We start from the raw sequence: 17910 nt of genomic DNA on the forward strand, positions 1-17910 counted from the left end.
GGGGCTCAGGCCCCGGTGCGCGGCGGCCGCTCGCCCGAGCCGCGGCGCACGAGACGGGTGGGCACGACCACGTGCTCCGTCGGGCGGTCCGGTTCGCGCACGCGGGCGAGCGCGAGCCGGGCCGCCTGCTCCCCGAGGGCGACGGCGTCGAACGCGACGACGGTCAGGCCGAGGACGTCGGCCAGGTCGAGGTCGTCGAACCCGATCACGGCACGGTCCGAGCTCGGGCCGAGCGCGCGCAGGACTGCGGCGCTCGCCCGGCCGTTCCCGGCGAGGAACGCGGTCGGCGCGTCCGGCCGGCGCACGAGGCCGTGCACCGCCTCCTCCAGGAGGTCCGGCGTCGGCACGAGCCGCTCCCAGCGGGCCGTGTCGACGACACCCGCCTCGCGCAGCGCGTCCCGGTACCCGGCGAGCCGCTCGCGGTGCGTGTGCACGTCGCCGGGGGAGGCCACGAACGCGACACGACGGTGGCCCGCCGCGGTGAGCGACCGCACCGCGGCGGCCGCACCCTCCCGGTTGGCGAGCACCACGCTGTCGGCGTCGAGCCCCTGGCCGGGGCGGTCGACGCACACCATCGGCGTGCCGGCCTCGGCGTCGGGGGAGAGGTAGGACTGGTCGTCGCCGGCCGGTACGAGCAGGAGCGCCCGGACGCGCTGGGCCAGCATCGAGGCCGTGCACCGGCGCTCGGTCGCGGGGTCGTCCTCGCTCGCGGCGAGCAGCAGGGTCAGCCCGTGCTCGGCGGCGACCCGCTCGACCCCCGCCGCGACCTGCGCGTAGAAGGGGTTGGTGACGCGGCCGATGACGAAGCCGAGCGTGGCTGCCGTCCCGCCGCTGCGCAGGTCGCGCGCGAGGTGGTTGGGCCGGAAGCGGAGCGACGCGGCGGCCGCCTCGACGCGGCGTCGGGTCTCGTCGGAGACGGGTCCGCCGGAGAACACGCGGGACACGGTCTTCGCGCTCACTCCCGCGACCCGGGCGACGTCGGTGAGGGTCGCGCGCGGTCGTCCGGGCGGTGCTGCCCCCTGGTCCACGGGGGGACCCTAGCAGCGTGGACGCGCTCCGCCGGGGGGCAGGACGGATACGCTGGCAGGCGTCCGCGAGCGGTGTCGGACACGGGTGTCGGACACGGGGTGCCGGGCGTGGGTCGTCGGACCTGAGGAGCAGAGGGAGTCAGCACGTGGCGCGCATCACGATCACGGACATCGCGCGGCGCGCCGGTGTGTCGACGGGCGCGGTGTCGTACGCCCTCAACGACCGCCCCGGCGTCTCGAAGGAGACCCGCGCGCGGATCCTCGAGATCGCCGCCGAGATGGGCTGGCAGCCGTCGTCCGCGGCGCGGTCGCTGTCGGGCGCGAAGACCGAGACGGTGGGCCTGGTGCTCGCGCGCGACCCCAGCACGCTCGGCGTCGAGTCGTTCTACATGCAGTTCATCGCGGGCATCGAGTCGGAGCTGCAGAAGCGGTCGTACGGCCTGCTGCTGCAGGTCGTGCCCGACCAGGACTCCGAGCTGCGGACCTACCGCACGTGGCGCGCCGCGCGCCGGGTCGACGGGGTCGTCCTCGTGGACCCGCGCGTGGACGACCCCCGCGTCGCGCTGCTCGCCGAGGAGGACGCCCTGCCGGCCGTGGTCGTGGGCGACACGACCCTCGCGGGCGGCCTCCCGAACGTGTGGACGGACGACGCGGCCGCGATCCGCGAGTCGGTGCGCTACCTCCATGCCGCGGGGCACCGCCGCATCGCCCGCATCGCGGGCACGGAGGGGTACGGGCACACCCTGATCCGGGACGAGGCGTTCGACGACGAGGTGCAGCGCCTCGGCGTGCACGGGGTGGTCGCGCGCACGGACTACACGCCGGACCAGGGTGCGACCGCCACGCGGTCGCTGCTGACGTCGGGTGACGCGGACCGTCCGACAGCGTTCATCTACGACAACGACGTGATGGCGCTCGCGGGCCTGGGCGTGGCCGCCGAGCTCGGCCTCCGGGTGCCGGACGACCTGTCGATCATCGCGTGGGACGACTCGCCGCTGTGCGAGGCGACGTTCCCGCGCCTGTCGGCGCTGAGCCACGACGTGACGCGGTTCGGTGCGCACGTGGCGCGCCGCCTGTTCGACCGCGTGGACGGCAAGCCGGGCGGCAGCTTCCTCGACTCGACGCCGACGCTGCGTCCTCGCGGGACGACCGCCCCCCTGCGCCGCGGCTGACGCAGCCGCAGGGTCTGCCCGCCGCGCCGCACCGATACGCAACCGTGATCCCGGTGTCTTGACGCGCGCGAACTTAAGCGCTTAACTCTCTCTATCAGCACGGGACCGAGATTCGTTCTCGGCTGTGCTCATTAAGCGATCCACCTCAGGGCTCCCGCCCTGGTCAACGACGACACAGGAAAGCGAGACAGACATGACCCGACGGCTCATCGCGACCGCGGCCGGCGCTGCCGTGATCGCCCTGTCGCTCAGCGCGTGCGTGGGCGGCAGCAACGGCTCCGGAGACAGCGCGACGGCGAACGCCGACGCGTTCAAGGGCGACGTCAAGGGCACGATCACCGTCCTGACGAACCGCACCGACCTCGTCGACACGACGCTCAAGGACTACTCCGCCGCGTTCGCCAAGAAGTACCCCGGCACCACGGTGAAGTGGGAGGCGATCACCAACTACGAGGACGACGTCACCATCCGCCTCAACTCGAAGGACTACGGCGACGTCCTGCTCATCCCGAACAAGGTCGCCAAGGACCAGCTCGGCCAGTTCTTCGAGCCCCTCGGCACGGTCGACGACCTCGGCAAGACCTACCGGTTCGTCAACGAGCAGGCGTACGGCGGCAACGTCTACGGCCTCGCCACGTTCGGCACGGCGCAGGGCTACGTCGTGAACAAGAAGGTCTGGGCGAAGGCCGGCATCACCACGCCGCCGAAGACCACCGAGGAGTTCCTCCAGGACCTCCAGGCCATCAAGGACCAGGAGCCGGGCGTCACGCCGTACTACACGAACTACGCCGACGGCTGGCCCCTCACGCAGTGGCAGTCGAACCAGGGCGAGATCGCGGGCCCCGACACCGTCCAGCAGCGCGACGCCGACGACGCCCCCTGGGCCGCGGGCAAGGAGCAGTCCACGATGGACGGCCTCCTGTTCGACGTCGTCCACCAGAAGCTCTCCGAGGCCGACCCCACGACGACCAACTGGGAGGAGTCGAAGAACCTCCTCGGCACCGGCAAGGTCGCCACCATGGTGCTCGGCTCGTGGGCCGTCCCGCAGATGCAGGACGCCGCGGTCAAGGCCGGCGGCTCGAAGGACGACATCACCTTCTGGCCCATGCCGTGGCAGAAGGACGGCGCGTTCCAGTCGACAGTGGGCGGCGACTACAAGATCGGCATCAGCAAGACGTCGAAGAACCTGCCGACCGCCAAGGCGTTCCTCGACTGGTTCGAGGACGAGTCCGGCTTCTCCGCCGCCCAGGGCGGCCTGTCGCCGCGGATCGACGGCGCGACGCCCGACGTCCTCGCCGACTTCACGAAGTACGGCGTCAAGACGCTCGAGCTGCAGCCGGCCCCGGCCGGCAAGGAGTCGCTGGACTCCGACATCTACAACGCCGCCGAGATCGACCTCACCGGGCCGAACTACAAGAAGAAGCTCGTGGACATCGCACGCGGTGCCGCGAAGGGCGACAAGGACTCCTACTTCGCCGACCTGAACAAGAAGTGGGCCGAGGCCCGCACCCAGGTCGCCAAGTGACGGTCTGACCCGTTCCCGGGCGAGCGGTGGGGGTGCCGCCCCGCCGCTCGCCCGTCACGCCGGCGTCCCGTCCTCATCACTACCTTCCCGAATTGCCTGAGAGGTGCCCGTCATGGCTGCCCTGACCGAGACGGCGGCGAAGCTGCCGCCGTCGCCCACCCCGCCCCGCGGCCGACGCCGTGGCCGTCGTCCCGTGTCGCGGCACGGGTGGCGGATCACGCCGTGGCTGTTCCTCCTGCTGCCGCTGGCGTTCCTGCTGGTGTTCACCTACGTGCCCGTGTTCAACATGGTCGGGTACAGCTTCACGTCGTGGGACGGTCTCGACGTCCAGATGCCCTTCGTAGGCCTCGACAACTACGTGAAGATCTTCACGACCCCCGAGCTGTTCCGGGTGTTCCTCGTGAGCCTCTACTACCTCGCGGGCGCCGTCGTGCAGATGGGCCTCGCCCTCTACTTCGCGACGATCCTCAGCTTCAACACCCGGTTCCGGAACTTCTTCAAGGGGATCATCTTCTTCCCGTACCTCATCAACGGGGTCGCGATCGGGCTGGTCTTCCTGTTCTTCTTCCGCCCCGGCGGCACGCTCGACGCCGTCCTCGCGGCCGTCGGGTTCCACCACCCGCCGCAGTGGCTCGGCGACCCGTCGATCGCGAACTGGTCGCTCGCCGCGACGTCCGTGTGGCGGTACATGGGCCTCAACTTCGTGCTGTTCCTCGGGGCGATCCAGTCGATCCCGGGCGAGCTCTACGAGGCCGCCGACCTCGACGGCGCGAACTCGTGGCAGAAGTTCCGGTTCATCATCGCTCCCGGGATCCGCCAGATCATCGGGCTGACGTTCATCCTGTCGGTCGCCGGGTCGCTGTCCGTCTTCGAGCTGCCCTACGTCATGACGGGCGGCGCGAACGGCACCACGACGTTCGTCATCCAGACCATCAACACGGCCTTCACGTTCCAGAAGGTCGGCCTCGCGAGCGCGATGGCCGTCGTCCTCCTCGTCATCGTCCTGGTCGTGTCGTGGATCCAGCGCCGGGTGTTCCCCGACCAGAAGGGAGACCTCGTATGAGCGCCCCGACCCTCCCGTCGTCGTCGCAGTCGTCGCAACAGTCGGCCGAGCGGGCCGCCGTCCTGGACACCGCCGGAGCGTCCGACGTCCCGCTCACCACCTCCGACCGCGTCCGCGGGTCGTTCGCGGGTGCCGGCCGCGCCGTCGCGCCGTTCGCCGGACCCGTCGCGAAGGTCCTCAAGTACCTGTCGCTCGTCGTCGCGTGCCTGTTCGCGCTCACACCGCTCGTCACGATCTTCATGGCGTCGTTCAAGACGGACGAGGAGTACCGGACCTCCGGCCCGCTCGACGCGCCGAAGAGCTGGTTCAACTTCCACAACTTCGCGGTCGCGTTCACGCAGGGCGACATGCTCCGCGGTTTCATGAACACGACGATCATCCTCGTCGTCTCGATCGTCGGGACGGTGCTCATCGGCGCCATGACGGCCTACGCGATCGACCGGTTCGACTTCCGCGGCAAGAAGCTCGTCGTGTTCGCGTTCCTGCTCGCGACCCTCGTCCCGGGCGTCACGACGCAGGTCGCCACGTTCCAGATCGTCAACGCGCTCGGCGTGTTCAACACCCGGATGTCCGCGATCCTGCTCTTCATGGGCACGGACATCGTGTCGATCTACATCTTCCTGCAGTTCATGCGGTCCATCCCGAAGGCGCTCGACGAGGCCGCCATGCTCGACGGTGCGAACCGCGTGACGATCTTCACCCGGATCGTGTTCCCCCTGCTCAAGCCCGCCATCGCGACCGTCGTGATCATCAAGGGCATCGCGGTGTACAACGAGTTCTACATCCCGTTCCTCTACATGCCCTCGTCGGACCTCGGGGTGATCTCCACCTCCCTGTTCCGCTTCAAGGGTCCGTTCGGGGCGCAGTGGGAGGTCATCTCCGCCGGCACGATCCTCGTGATCATCCCGACGCTGATCGTCTTCCTCGCCCTGCAGCGATTCATCTACAACGGCCTGACGTCTGGAGCCACCAAGTGACGACCACCCTCCCCACGACCACCGGCAGCGCCGCACGCGTGCTGGTCCGGCGCGAGCTGCACTCAGGCTGGGCCGTGTCCGCGGTGGGCGGTCCCGTCCCGGCCGACGTGGCGGGCCGGTCGTTCCCCGCGACGGTCCCCGGGTCCGTGCACACCGACCTCCTCGCCGCGGGTGTCATCGACGACCCCTACCTCGACGACAACGAGGCGCTGCAGCGCTGGATCGGCCTGTGCGACTGGCAGTACCAGACGACGTTCGCCTGGTCGGCCCGGTCCGACGGCGCGGCTGACACGCGCGAGGACCGGCACGAGCTCGTCCTCGACGGCATCGACACCGTCGCGACGATCACCCTCAACGGCACCGAGGTGGCTCGCACCGCCAACATGCACCGGACGTACCGTCTCGACGTGTCGGCGCTGCTGCGCGACGCCCGGGCGGGCGAGGGCGACAACGAGCTCGTCGTGACCTTCCGCTCCCCGGTGCGGTACGCGGACGCGCAGAGCCTCGCGCTCGGCTACCGCCCCCAGGTCAACCACCACCCGTTCAACGCGATCCGCAAGATGGCGTGCTCGTTCGGCTGGGACTGGGGGATCGACACCGCGACCTCGGGGCTGTGGCGGCCCGTCGCCCTCGAGTCGTGGTCGACCGCTCGTCTCGCGGCCGTCCGGCCCGTGGTCACCGCGACCGCCCCGCACGCCGGGTCGGACGGGCGGGTCGGCGACGGCCACCTCGACGTCCACGTCGACCTCGCCCGCGCGTCCGACGCAGACCTGACCGTGACCGCGACCGTGAGCGGACAGGGCGCCAGGCAGGGCGGCCAGGTGACGGCGACGGTCACGGTCGCGGCGGGCGAGACGTCCGTCGTCGTGCCGCTCGACGTCCCGGACGCGGCGCTGTGGTGGCCTCGCGGGCACGGCGACCAGCCGCTCTACGACCTGCGCGTCGAGCTCACGGCCCCGCAGGACGACGCCCCGCAGCCGATCGACTCCTGGGACGCGCGGGTGGGGTTCCGCACGGTCCGCCTCGACGTGCGCCCCGACGAGGACGGCACCTCGTTCACGTTCCTCGTCAACGACCGGCCGGTGTGGGTCAAGGGCGCCAACTGGATCCCGGACGACGCGTTCCCGCACCGCGTCACGCGGGCCCGGTACGCGGCGCGGATCGCGCAGGCCGAGGCGGCGAACATGAACCTGCTGCGCGTCTGGGGCGGCGGGATCTACGAGGCCGACGACTTCTACGACCTGTGCGACGAGCGCGGCATCCTCGTCTGGCAGGACTTCGCGCTCGCGTGCGCCGCCTACTCCGAGGACGAGCCGCTGTGGTCCGAGGTCGAGGCCGAGGCGCGCGACAACGTCACCCGGATCATGCGGCACCCCAGCCTGGCCCTGTGGAACGGCTCCAACGAGAACATCTGGGGAATCACCGTGTGGGGCTTCCTGCCGCGTCTCGACGGGAAGTCCTGGGGCCTGGGCTACTACCAGGACCTCTTGCCGTCCGTCGTCGCCGAGCTCGACCCCACCCGCTCGTACACGCCGTCGAGCCCCTGGTCGGGCGAGCTGCCGATCGACATGTCGCGCGACCAGAACGACCCTGCCCACGGGTCGATGCACTCGTGGGAGATGTGGAACCGCGAGGACTACCTGCGCTACCGCGACGACGTGCCGCGGTTCATGGCCGAGTTCGGCTGGCAGGGCCCGCCGTCGTGGTCTGCCCTCACCCGGGCGATCCACGACGACCCGATCACGCCCGAGTCGCCCGGCATGCGCGTCCACCAGAAGGCCATGTCCGGCAACGACAAGCTCACCGACGGGCTCGTCCGGCACCTGCCGCTGCCCGACGACACCGAGGACTGGCACTGGGCCATGCAGCTCAACCAGGCGAACGCCGTCCAGGTCGCCGTCGAGCACCTGCGCTCGCACCAGCCGCGCAACATGGGCTCCGTGGTGTGGCAGCTCAACGACTGCTGGCCCGTGACGTCGTGGGCCGCGGTCGACGGGGACGGGCACCCCAAGCCGCTGCTCTACGCCCTGCAGCACGCGCACGCCGACCGGCTGCTCACGGTCCAGCCGCGCACCCTGAGCAGCGGCGACCGGCTCGCCGTCGTCGCGTCCAACGACACGGGCACGCCGTGGCGCGGGGACGTGCGCGTGCGGCGCGTGCGGTTCGACGGGCACGTGCTGGCGGAGACCACGCTGTCGCTCGGCGCCCCCGCCCGTGGGGTCGTGACGCTGCCGGTCCCGGAGTCGGTCGCGGCCGTCACGGATGCGGCGGCGGAGGTCCTGGTCGCCGACGTCGTGACCGACGTGCTGGGGACGGTTCCGGCCGAGGGTTCGGCCGGGGGTTCGTCCGCCGTCCCGCGGCCGCGGGCGGCCCTGTGGTTCTTCGCCGAGGCGCGCGACGCCGCGCTCGAGGCCCCGCGGCTCGCCACCTCGGTGACGCCGGTCGACGGTGAGGGCGAGGCCGCGGGTGTCGTCGTCGACGTGACCGTCACGGCGGAGAACCTCGTGCGCGACCTCACGCTCCTGGTCGACAAGGTCCACCCGGACGCCGTGGCCGACGACGCCCTCGTGACGCTCCTGCCGGGCGAGACGGTGACGTTCCGTGTGTCCGCGCCCGCCGGCACGGTCCTGGACGCCGCCGCCCTCGTCAGCCCGCGCGTCCTGCGCTCCGCGAACGACCTCGTCGTCCGGTGGGCGCGCTGACCTGGGCGCGGATCGATTGGATGATGGAGCCATGAGCACCCCCTGGACCGACCTGCCCACCCACCGCGCCTGGCTGCAGGCGCACGGCGAGTCCCTGCTCGCGTTCGGTCGACGTGTCGCCGTGCCCGGAGGCGGCGCGGCCTGGCTCGACGACGAGGGCGCCCCCGTCGTCGAGCGCGGCGTCCAGACATGGATCACGTGCCGCACCGTGCACGTGTACGCGCTCGGGCACCTGCTCGGGGTGCCCGGGTCGCGGCCCGTCGCCCAGGGGGCGCTCGCGGCGCTGCTCCCCGGTGGGGTCCTGCACGACGCCGAGCACGGCGGGTGGTTCGGGACGGTCCGGCGCGCCGGTGCGGGCGGCGGGGTCGAGGTGGTGTCCGACGCCAAGGAGGCGTACCAGCACGCGTTCGTGCTGCTCGCGGCGTCGTCCGGGGTGGTCGCCGGACTCGACGGCGCGCGCGAGCTCCTCGACGAGGCGGCGCGCGTCTACCTCGACCGCTTCTGGGACGAGGACGCCGGGCTGAGCGTCGACACGTGGGACCGGGCCTTCACGGCCTGCGACCCCTACCGCGGCATCAACGCCAACATGCACTCCGTCGAGGCGATGCTCGCGGTCGCCGATGTCACCGGCGACCCTGCGTGGCTCGACCGGGCCGCGCGGATCGGTGGTTTCGTCGTCCGGCAGGCCGCTGCGCAGGGCTGGCGGATCCCCGAGCACTACTCGGACGAGTGGGTGCCGGAGCCCGACCTCAACCGCGACTGTCCCGACGACCCGTTCAAGCCGTTCGGCGCGACCGTCGGGCACGGGCTCGAGTGGGCGCGGCTGCTGCTGCACCTGGAAGCCGCTCTGGTGGCCGCGCACGAGGCAGACCCGGGGCTGCCCCAGGCCGGGGGACCGGTCGACGGCGCGGCCGAGGGCTCGACGTGGGCCGAGGCGGCCGCCGCGCTGTTCGAGCGCGCCGTCGCGGACGGGTGGGCCGCGGACGGGGCCGACGGCTTCGTCTACACGACGGACTGGGCAGGCGAGCCCGTGGTGCGCGACCGGATGCACTGGGTCGTCGCGGAGGCCACCAACGCGGCCGCGGCCCTGCACACGCGGACCGGTGAGCCGCGGTACGCCGACCGGTACGCGCAGTGGTGGGACTACGCCGACCGGTACGTCCTCGACCACGAGCACGGGTCGTGGCACCACGAGCTCGACCCCACGAACACGCCGGCCGGGACCGTGTGGCCCGGCAAGGCGGACCTCTACCACGCGTTCCAGGCGACGCTCGTGCCGCGGCTCCCGCTCGCGCCGTCGATGGCGACCGCGGTGGCCTCGGGCCTCTTCGTGACGCCGTGACGGCGCAACAGTTGCAGTAAGAGCAAAAGGGGACGCCGGCGTGCTCGTCGAACGCACCGGACGGCGACGCGGTCGCGTGTGGCAGCACGACGGGATCCTTGCGGTCCTCGACGGCTACGCCGAAGGCCTGCGCCGCGGCTGAGCGCCCGGTCGTCCGTCGCCTACGCAAGGTCGCTTCGCGTCCGGTGCGGCGCACGCGAAGCGCCGGAGCGCACGCGGAGGCGCAGGGTCGGTGCTCGTCCGCCCGAGCACGACGACGCCCCGGCGAGGACGTCGCTCGCCCGGGATCCGACACGACGTCCACACGTGATGCGTCGCCGTGTCGACATCGGGCGCCACCTGAGGCTTGTGGGGGCATGAGCCACGCCGCACTGTCCCCTCGCGCCCGCACCGCGGTCGCGCTGCGCTACGGCGCCGACCTCGCCGAGGCCGAGGTCGCCGACGCCATGAACGTCACCCGCGGCACGGTCGCGACCACCCTGTTCCGGGCGCGTCGTGATCCCGCTGCCGCGACGCGCGGCGAGTGACGGCAGGCGCTGGCCCGCCGGGCGCCGGGCGCCTGCCCGGCGCGACTTCGCGTGCGCTTCGGCGCTTCGCGTGCGCCGCACCGGACGCGAAGCGACCTTGCGTAGGCGACGGACGCCCACGGGTACGCGACGACGCAGCGGCGGGGGCGGGTGTCGGGGGCGTGCGGCACGCTGGTCCCATGGCTTACGACCCCGTCCTCGCCGAGCGTGTCCGTGAGCGCGTCGGCTCGGACGTCGCGATCACCGAGAAGCGGATGTTCGGCAGCCTGGCGTTCCTGTGGGACGGCCACATCGTCGTCGGGGTCCAGATGGAGGGTCTGCTCCTGCGGGTCGCGCACGAGGACCTCGACGCGGTGCTGCGTGAGCCCGGTGTCGCGGTGGCCGACATGGGCGGCAAGACGATGAAGGGCTGGGTCACGGTCGACGGCGCGTACCTGGACGACGACGCGCTGGACCGCTGGCTGCAGGTCGGCCTGGACTACGCGACGGGCGCCTGAGCGGCGCGGGCCGTACGGTCGGGACCATGGCCAAGGACACCGCGGTCGAGATCGAGGTCGCCGGGCGGGCGGTGCGCGTGTCGAGCCCGGACCGGGTGATCTTCGAGGCGACGGACCGCACCCCGCCCGCCACCAAGCTGGACGTCGCCCGGTACGTGGCGGCGGTCGCGACGACGGGCGGCCGCCCCGGCCCGAGCACCGACGCGGGCGTCCCCGGCGGTGCGCCGTCGGACGTCGGCGGTCTGCTGCGCGCCCTGTGGCACCGTCCGACGACGTTGGAGCGCTGGCCGCGAGGCGTCCGGGAGGGCATGGTCCTCGCCACCCGTCAGGGTCACGAGCGCGACGCCGACGCGTTCTACCAGAAGCGCGTCCCGGCGGGCGCGCCCCCGTACGTGGAGACGGCGACGATCGCGTTCCCGTCCGGCCGGACGGCCGCGGAGGTCGCCCCGACGGAGCCCGCGGTCCCGGTGTGGGCGGCGCACATGGGGACGATCGTGTTCCACCCGTGGCCCGTGCGGGCGGACGACGTCGAGCACCCGGACGAGCTGCGCATCGACCTCGACCCGCAGCCGGGCACGACCTTCCTCGACGCCCGCCGGGTTGCGGGGGTGGCCCGCGACCTGTTCGAGGAGGTCGGGATCCGCGCGTTCCCGAAGACGAGCGGCAAGGGCGGCATCCACGTGTTCGTCCGCATCGAGCGGCGGTGGACGTTCACCGAGGTGCGGCACGCGGCCATCGCGTTCGGACGCGAGCTGGGCCGCCGCACCGAGGGTGTCACGACGGCGTGGTGGAAGGAGGAGCGCGGCGAGGCGATCTTCGTGGACTACAACCAGAACGCCCGCGACCGCACGATCGCGGCCGCCTACTCGCTGCGCCCGCGGCCCGGTGCGCCCGTGTCGACGCCGGTCACGTGGGACGAGCTCGCGACGGTCGACGACCCGCGGGCGTTCACCCTCTGGACCGTCCCGGAGCGCCTGGCCGCCGGCGGCGGTCCCGCGGGCGACGGCGTGGACCCCTGGGCGGGCATCGACGACGTCGCGCACTCCCTCGACCCGCTCCTCGCCTGGTACGCGCGGGACGAGGACGAGGGGCTGGGCGACCTCCCGTACCCGCCGGAGCACCCGAAGATGGCGGGCGAGCCGAAGCGCGTCCAGCCGTCCCGCGCCCGCCCGTCCTCGGCCGAGGGCGGCGCGTAGCCGTGTGCCGCCTGTTCGCCCTGCACGCCGGCCCCGACCCCGTCCCGGCGACGTTCTGGCTGCTCGACGCACCCGACTCCCTCGCCGCGCAGTCGCACCGCAACCCGGACGGCGCGGGCATCGGGGCGTTCGACGCCGACGGGAGTCCTCGCGTCGACAAGCAGCCGCTCGCCGCGTACGACGACACCGACTTCGCGACCGACGCCCGCACCCTGGAGTCGACGACGTTCGTCGCGCACGTCCGGTACGCCTCGACGGGTGCGCTGACGCCGGAGAACACGCACCCGTTCGTGCAGGACGGTCGGCTGTTCGCGCACAACGGCGTCGTCCTCGGGCTCGACGCGCTCGACGCGCGGCTCGACGAGCTGGGCGCCGCCGACCTCGTGCACGGCGACACCGACTCCGAGCGCGTGTTCGCCCTGGTCACGGCAGAGATCCGGCGGACGGGAGGCGACGTCGGCGCGGGCCTGACGACCGCGCTCCGCTGGGTCGCCGCCGAGCTCCCGGTGTTCGCGCTCAACGTCGTCCTCGCGACCCGCGACGACGTCTGGGCGCTGCGCCTGCCCGCGACGCACCGTCTGTTCGTCCTCGAGCGTGACGGCGACGTGGCCCAGTCGCCGCTGGACGCCCGCAGCCCGCGCATCCGCGCGCATGCGCCGGCGCTCGCGGGGGAGCGGTCGGTCGTCGTCGCGTCGGAGCCGATGGACGGCGAGGACGGCTGGCGCGCTCTCGTGCCGGGCGAGCTGGTCCGCGTCGACAAGGACCTGCGCGTGACGTCGTCGTTCCCCGTGCCGGACGGCCTGACCCACCTGGTGACGCTCGCCGACCTCGGTCACCACCTCGGTCATCACGCTGCGTCGTCGCAGGCGCCGTCGGGTGGCGCGGAGTAGATTTTCGGCGTCGACGTCACTGACGACGGGCCAGGCAACGCAGGGCCGCGCCGCACGCACCACCCCGCTCGTGTCGCCCCTCCTCGCCGCCTGGAGCCGTCATGCCTGGAGTCATGGTCCGTCGTGTGCTCTCGCTCGGAGCAGCCGCCCTCGCCGCCCTCGGGCTCGCGGTCGGGACCGCCGCAGCGCCCGCCCTCGCGACGTCGACCGCCGGACCGCCGCCGACCAGCTACTACCTCTCCTTGGGCGACTCGCTGGGCTTCGGCTTCCAGCAGCTCAAGATCGCGGACGTCGCCACGCAGGGTGCCGCCGCGTGGACCACCGGGTACACGGACGACCTGGCGGCGACGCTCGCCCGGACGGGCCGTCCGCTGACGGTGACGAACTACTCGTGCCCGGGGGAGACGACGACGTCGATGATCGCCGGCGGGTGCTCGTGGACCCGCAGCGGCCTGCCGCTGCACGACCCGTACTCCGGCCCGCAGCTCGACGCGGCGGTCGCGTTCCTGGCCGCGCACCCTGGCCACGTCCCGCTGATCACGCTGTCCATCGGCGCGAACGACGTCCTCAAGGGCTACCCGGCGTGCCTCGCGACGAATACCTGCCCCGAGCTGGCCCCGGAGCTCGCGACGCTGCGCGCGAACCTCGCGACGGTCCTGGACCGGCTGCACCAGGCGTCGCCGTCGTCGAAGGTCGTCGTCCTGTCGATCTACGACCCGTTCGGCGTCGCGTACCCGGAGAGCAAGACGCTGGCCGTGCAGGTCGATGCGACGATCGCGGCGACGGCGCTGACGCACCACGCCCGGGTCGCGGACGCGTTCGTGCCGTTCAACGTGCTCCCGCGGCCGGGGCTGTGCGCGCTGACGTACTTCTGCAGCACGGGCTCCGACATCCACCCGACGGACCAGGGCTACCGGACGATCGCGTCGGCGTTCTACCTGGCGCAGCTGTTCTGAGCGCGCGCCGTCATCCCTTGACGACCACGACCGCCCCCCATATCGTTTCTCGATAACATCGAAAAACGATATGGGGATGCCATGAGTGCGCCGGCAAGACGACGGCCCACCGGTGACGACCGCGTGCGGGCGCGCGGCGAGAGCGTCGCCCTCGAGGTGCTGCTGTGGGGGATCCTCCTCGTCGTCCTGGTCACCCAGGTGATCCGGCCGGTGGTCGGACCCGACGGGCTGGGCTGGTACGACGGCGCATCCGTCGAAGGTCCCCCGTCGATCACCGTGACCCTCGACCCGGCCGTCGTCGACACGATGACGGTCCCGCCGACCCTGCCGACGCTCGACGACACCGCCGGTGCGGTCAGCCCTGGGCAGGTCGAGATCGTCCCGTCGCGCGACGCCACCGTGACCTTCTGGTCGCCGACGTTCCGCCAGCTGGCAGCGGCGGACGGGCAAGAGCTCGTCGACGGCCTGGTCGCCGCGGCCGTCCTGGCGCTCGTGATCCTCGTCGTGCGGGACCTGCGGCACGGGGAGCTCTTCACGTCCCGCAACCTGCGCCGCGGGTACGCCGTCGCCGCGACCGTCGCCGGCGGCGGCATGCTCGCGCAGGCCGTCGGCACCTGGGGACGGATCGGCGTCCTCGAGAGCCCGCAGGTCGCGCCGTACGCGCGGCTCGAGTGGACGGTGAGCTGGGGACCGCTCGTCGCCGGGCTCGCGGTGTTCGTCGCCGTCGAGGCGGTCCGTCAGGGCGTGCAGCTCCGCCGCGACGTCGAGGGGCTCGTATGAGCCGACGGGACGACGCCCGACCCGACCACGCCCCTCTCGACGACGAGCCCACCGGGATCGTCGTCCGTCTCGACGCCCTGCTCTCCGACCGCGGCATGACGCTCACCGAGCTCGCCGACCGCGTCGGCATCACCGTCGTGAACCTGTCGGTCCTGAAGAACGGCCGGGCACGAGCCGTGCGGTTCAGCACGCTCGCCGCGATCTGCCGCGAGCTCGGCTGCCGGCCCGGCGACGTCCTCGACTACGAGCCCTGAGAGGATCGCGAGATGCCCGGCGACCTCCTGATGCGCATCCACAGCCCGGAGTTCCGGGCCATGTCCGAGCGCGTCCTGCGCGCCACCGAGCTGACGTCACGGCTCAACGTCCTCCCGTTCGAGGACGAGTCCGGGAAGGCCGAGCTGTTCGAGCAGATCCTCGGGCGGCCGCTGCCCGCCCACGTCACGATCTACCCGCCCTTCTACACGGACCACGGTCTGAACCTCGACCTCGGCGAGCGGGTCTTCGTCAACCAGGGGTGCACCTTCCTGGACTACGCGGGGATCCGGCTGGGCGAGCGGGTCATGGTCGCACCGAAGGTCACGTTCATCACCGTCGGGCACCCCGTCGACACGGACGACCGGCGGGTGTGGCTGACGGGCGGCCCGATCGATGTCGCGGAGAACGTCTGGATCGGCGCGGGTGCGACGATCCTGCCGGGCGTCAGCATCGGCCGGGACTCGGTGGTGGCGGCCGGGGCGGTCGTGGCGGACGACGTGCCGCCGGCCAGCCTGGTGACGGGGCAGAAGGCGGCGGTCCGGCGACGGTGGTGAGCCGCCCGTCCGGCAGGGGCGACGCATAGGGTGGGCGCGTGCCCGACACCACACCGCAGGACGCCGACCGCCAGCACCCCGCCGAGCAGACCGGGCCGGCCGAGCCTGCGGAGCCGACGCGCCCGAACGCCCAGGCGGCCCCCGCCGCACCGCCGACGGCCGACCGCCGTCCCGTTGCGCGCACGCACCACGGCGACACGTTCGAGGACCCGTACGAGTGGCTGCGCGAGAAGGACGCCCCGGACGTCCGGGCTTACCTCGAGGCGGAGAACGCGTGGACGTCCGCACGGACGGACCACCTCGCCGCGCTGCGCGGGACGCTCGTCGACGAGATCCGGACGCGCACCCAGGAGTCCGACCTGTCCGTCCCGGTGCGCCAGGGCGACTGGTGGTACGTGACGCGGACGGTCGAGGGCGCGCAGTACCCCGTGCACGTGCGGATCCCGGTCGACGACCCGAAGGACTGGACGCCGCCGGTGGTCGACCCGGCGTCAGCGCCGGGCTCCGCGCCGGGTGAGCAGGTGCTGCTCGACCAGAACGTCGAGGCGGAGGGCCACGACTTCTTCTCGCTCGGCTCGTTCGACGTCTCGGCGGACGGCGGCCGGCTGCTGTACGCGGTCGACACCGAGGGTGACGAGCGGTTCGTCCTGCGGGTGCGCGACCTGGCGTCGGGCGAGACCACCGACGAGATCCCCGAGACCTTCCCCGGTGCGTTCTTCACGCCCGACGGCGGCCACCTCTACTACACGACCGTGGACGACGCGTGGCGTCCGGACACCCTGTGGCGCCACCGTCTCGGCACGCCCGCGGCGGACGACGCGAAGGTCTTCCACGAGCCGGACGAGCGGTTCTGGCTCGGTGCCGGGCTGACGCGGTCGAAGCAGTACGTGGTCGTCGAGATGGGCTCGAAGATCACGTCCGAGGTCTGGCTGCTGGAGGTGTCCCCCGACGGCGAGGGCACGTTCGACGAGCCCCGCGTCGTGTGGCCGCGGCGCGACGGCGTCGAGTACTCGGTCGAGCACGTGATCCTTCCGGTGGAGCCGACGCCGGAGCAGCAGGCGGAGCGTGACGCCGCCCGCGCGGGCGCCGGGCCGGACGGGACGTGGCACGTCGGCGGGTCGAGCCACGGTGCCCTGCTCGTCCTGCACAACGGCGGCACGGGCGAGGCGCCGGAGAACTTCGAGCTGGCCCTGGTGCCGGAGTCCGGTCCGCGCGACCCCGAGCACGCGATCACGGTGGTCCCCTCCTCGGCGCACACCCGCCTCGAGGACGTCGACGCGTTCGCGGGCCACGTCGTCGTGTCGTACCGGCGCGACGGGCTCGCCCGGATCGGCGTGGCGCGGATCTCGCACCTGACCGGTCCGTTTGCGGGCGGCACCGCCCCGTGGGACCTCGCCGAGATCCCCTTCGACCAGCCGCTCTTCACCGCCCAGGTGGGCTCGAACCCGGAGCACCACCAGCCCGCGGTGCGGATCGGGTACGCGAGCTTCGTGGAGCCGGCGACGGTGTACGACTACGTCGTCGCGACGGGGGAGCTGCGCGAGCTGCGCCGCCAGCCCGTCCTGCCGGGCCCGGACGGGCGGGCGTTCGACCCGGGCGAGTACGTGCAGCGCCGCGAGTGGGCGACCGCGGACGACGGCACGCAGGTGCCGGTGTCGCTCGTCTGGCGCAAGGACGCCCTGGGTCTCGACCAGGCGGGCACGCGCGCCGACGCGGCGCCCCTGCTGCTGTACGGCTACGGCTCGTACGAGACGAGCATCGACCCGTCGTTCTCGATCCCGCGCCTGTCGCTGCTGGACCGGGGCGTCGTGTTCGCCGTCGCGCACGTGCGCGGCGGCGGCGAGCTGGGCCGCTCCTGGTACGAGGACGGCAAGGAGCTCACGAAGAAGAACACGTTCACCGACTTCGTCGCAGTCGCACGGCACCTCGTGGGCGCGGGCTGGACGAGCCCCGCCCGTCTGGTCGCGGACGGCCGGTCCGCGGGCGGGCTGCTCATGGGCGCGGTGGCGAACCTCGCGCCCGAGCTGTTCGCGGGCATCCACGCGGGCGTCCCGTTCGTCGACGCGCTGACGTCGATCCTCGACCCGTCGCTGCCCCTCACGGTCGTCGAGTGGGACGAGTGGGGCGACCCGTTGCACGACGCCGACGTGTACGCCTACATGAAGTCGTACAGCCCGTACGAGAACGTGCGCGAGGGCGTCCGCTACCCGCGGATCCTCGCGACGACCAGCATCAACGACACGCGCGTCCTGTACGTCGAGCCGGCGAAGTGGACGGCGCGCCTGCGCGAGGTCGGCGCCGACGTCCTGCTCAAGACGGAGATGAGCGCGGGCCACGGCGGCGTCTCGGGCCGGTACGCGCGCTGGCAGGAGATCGCGTTCGAGGACGCGTGGCTCCTCGACGTGCTCGGGCTCGCGGGGGATGCCTCCGACGACGCCTGACGGTG

Annotated in this window: 16 protein-coding genes; 15 read left to right on the plus strand and 1 reads right to left on the minus strand. The window is 72.6% G+C overall.

Annotation, left to right across the window (positions count from 1 at the left end):
* Positions 1-5: 5 nt before the first annotated feature.
* Positions 6-1028, minus strand: coding sequence for a LacI family DNA-binding transcriptional regulator (locus tag CLV34_RS05210; protein WP_100349248.1), 1023 nt, complete (start codon positions 1026-1028; stop codon positions 6-8).
* 146 nt (positions 1029-1174) lie between these two features.
* Here CLV34_RS05210 and CLV34_RS05215 point away from each other — a divergent pair, with 146 nt between their 5' ends.
* The 15 genes from CLV34_RS05215 to CLV34_RS05285 all read left to right on the plus strand — a co-directional run bounded on the left by CLV34_RS05215 (position 1175) and on the right by CLV34_RS05285 (position 17905).
* Positions 1175-2200, plus strand: a complete 1026-nt coding sequence (locus CLV34_RS05215; RefSeq protein WP_100349249.1) for a LacI family DNA-binding transcriptional regulator — start codon at positions 1175-1177, stop codon at positions 2198-2200.
* A 193-nt stretch (positions 2201-2393) separates the two neighbouring features.
* Entirely contained in the window at positions 2394-3725 is a 1332-nt protein-coding gene (locus CLV34_RS05220; protein ID WP_100349250.1) for an ABC transporter substrate-binding protein, read from the plus strand.
* A gap of 112 nt (positions 3726-3837) precedes the next feature.
* Positions 3838-4788 carry a carbohydrate ABC transporter permease gene (locus tag CLV34_RS05225; protein ID WP_100349251.1) on the plus strand — a complete coding sequence of 317 codons (951 nt, stop codon included), beginning with the start codon at positions 3838-3840 and terminating at the stop codon, positions 4786-4788.
* Positions 4785-5765, plus strand: a complete 981-nt coding sequence (locus tag CLV34_RS05230; RefSeq protein ID WP_157803709.1) for a carbohydrate ABC transporter permease — start codon at positions 4785-4787, stop codon at positions 5763-5765. The genes CLV34_RS05225 and CLV34_RS05230 overlap by 4 nt, the downstream gene beginning before the upstream one ends.
* Positions 5762-8467 (plus strand): glycoside hydrolase family 2 protein, encoded by a 2706-nt coding sequence (locus CLV34_RS05235; RefSeq protein WP_245859018.1) that lies wholly within the window; start codon positions 5762-5764, stop codon positions 8465-8467. Before CLV34_RS05230 ends, CLV34_RS05235 begins: the two co-directional genes overlap by 4 nt.
* A gap of 31 nt (positions 8468-8498) precedes the next feature.
* Positions 8499-9809, plus strand: a complete 1311-nt coding sequence (locus CLV34_RS05240) for an AGE family epimerase/isomerase (RefSeq protein WP_100349252.1) — start codon at positions 8499-8501, stop codon at positions 9807-9809.
* A gap of 356 nt (positions 9810-10165) precedes the next feature.
* Positions 10166-10336, plus strand: coding sequence for a sigma factor-like helix-turn-helix DNA-binding protein (locus CLV34_RS05245; RefSeq protein ID WP_100349253.1), 171 nt, complete (start codon positions 10166-10168; stop codon positions 10334-10336).
* A 179-nt stretch (positions 10337-10515) separates the two neighbouring features.
* Complete coding sequence (locus CLV34_RS05250; RefSeq protein WP_100349254.1) at positions 10516-10833, plus strand: TfoX/Sxy family protein; 318 nt, start codon at positions 10516-10518, stop codon at positions 10831-10833.
* A gap of 26 nt (positions 10834-10859) precedes the next feature.
* Complete coding sequence (locus CLV34_RS05255) at positions 10860-12029, plus strand: DNA polymerase domain-containing protein (RefSeq protein ID WP_100349255.1); 1170 nt, start codon at positions 10860-10862, stop codon at positions 12027-12029.
* A gap of 2 nt (positions 12030-12031) precedes the next feature.
* On the plus strand, positions 12032-12919 hold the full coding sequence (locus tag CLV34_RS05260) for a class II glutamine amidotransferase (RefSeq protein WP_100349256.1): 888 nt from the start codon (positions 12032-12034) through the stop codon (positions 12917-12919).
* A gap of 101 nt (positions 12920-13020) precedes the next feature.
* Positions 13021-13875, plus strand: coding sequence for an SGNH/GDSL hydrolase family protein (locus tag CLV34_RS05265; RefSeq protein WP_157803710.1), 855 nt, complete (start codon positions 13021-13023; stop codon positions 13873-13875).
* Positions 13876-13956: 81 nt separating this feature from the next.
* Positions 13957-14655 carry a hypothetical protein gene (locus CLV34_RS05270; protein WP_157803711.1) on the plus strand — a complete coding sequence of 233 codons (699 nt, stop codon included), beginning with the start codon at positions 13957-13959 and terminating at the stop codon, positions 14653-14655.
* The gene (locus CLV34_RS05275) at positions 14652-14909 is read left to right on the plus strand and encodes a helix-turn-helix domain-containing protein (RefSeq protein WP_100349259.1); all 258 of its coding nucleotides are present in this window, start codon (positions 14652-14654) and stop codon (positions 14907-14909) included. Before CLV34_RS05270 ends, CLV34_RS05275 begins: the two co-directional genes overlap by 4 nt.
* 12 nt (positions 14910-14921) lie before the next feature.
* Entirely contained in the window at positions 14922-15464 is a 543-nt protein-coding gene (locus tag CLV34_RS05280) for a DapH/DapD/GlmU-related protein (protein WP_100349260.1), read from the plus strand.
* Between the two features lie 38 nt (positions 15465-15502).
* Positions 15503-17905, plus strand: coding sequence for a S9 family peptidase (locus tag CLV34_RS05285; protein ID WP_100349261.1), 2403 nt, complete (start codon positions 15503-15505; stop codon positions 17903-17905).
* The last annotated feature ends 5 nt before the right edge of the window (positions 17906-17910 follow it).

It is taken from the genome of Luteimicrobium subarcticum, from assembly GCF_002798015.1.
GTDB lineage: Bacteria > Actinomycetota > Actinomycetes > Actinomycetales > Cellulomonadaceae > Luteimicrobium > Luteimicrobium subarcticum.

Excerpts from the sequence above, each read along its gene's own strand:
- CLV34_RS05220 (WP_100349250.1), top strand. The coding sequence starts at position 2,394 with ATGACCCGACGGCTCATCGCGACCGCGGCCGGCGCTGCCGTGATCGCC.
- CLV34_RS05225 (WP_100349251.1), top strand. The coding sequence starts at position 3,838 with ATGGCTGCCCTGACCGAGACGGCGGCGAAGCTGCCGCCGTCGCCCACC.
- CLV34_RS05230 (WP_157803709.1), top strand. The coding sequence starts at position 4,785 with ATGAGCGCCCCGACCCTCCCGTCGTCGTCGCAGTCGTCGCAACAGTCG.
- CLV34_RS05240 (WP_100349252.1), top strand. The coding sequence starts at position 8,499 with ATGAGCACCCCCTGGACCGACCTGCCCACCCACCGCGCCTGGCTGCAG.
- CLV34_RS05245 (WP_100349253.1), top strand. The coding sequence starts at position 10,166 with ATGAGCCACGCCGCACTGTCCCCTCGCGCCCGCACCGCGGTCGCGCTG.
- CLV34_RS05250 (WP_100349254.1), top strand. The coding sequence starts at position 10,516 with ATGGCTTACGACCCCGTCCTCGCCGAGCGTGTCCGTGAGCGCGTCGGC.
- CLV34_RS05255 (WP_100349255.1), top strand. The coding sequence starts at position 10,860 with ATGGCCAAGGACACCGCGGTCGAGATCGAGGTCGCCGGGCGGGCGGTG.
- CLV34_RS05265 (WP_157803710.1), top strand. The coding sequence starts at position 13,021 with ATGCCTGGAGTCATGGTCCGTCGTGTGCTCTCGCTCGGAGCAGCCGCC.
- CLV34_RS05270 (WP_157803711.1), top strand. The coding sequence starts at position 13,957 with ATGAGTGCGCCGGCAAGACGACGGCCCACCGGTGACGACCGCGTGCGG.
- CLV34_RS05275 (WP_100349259.1), top strand. The coding sequence starts at position 14,652 with ATGAGCCGACGGGACGACGCCCGACCCGACCACGCCCCTCTCGACGAC.
- CLV34_RS05280 (WP_100349260.1), top strand. The coding sequence starts at position 14,922 with ATGCCCGGCGACCTCCTGATGCGCATCCACAGCCCGGAGTTCCGGGCC.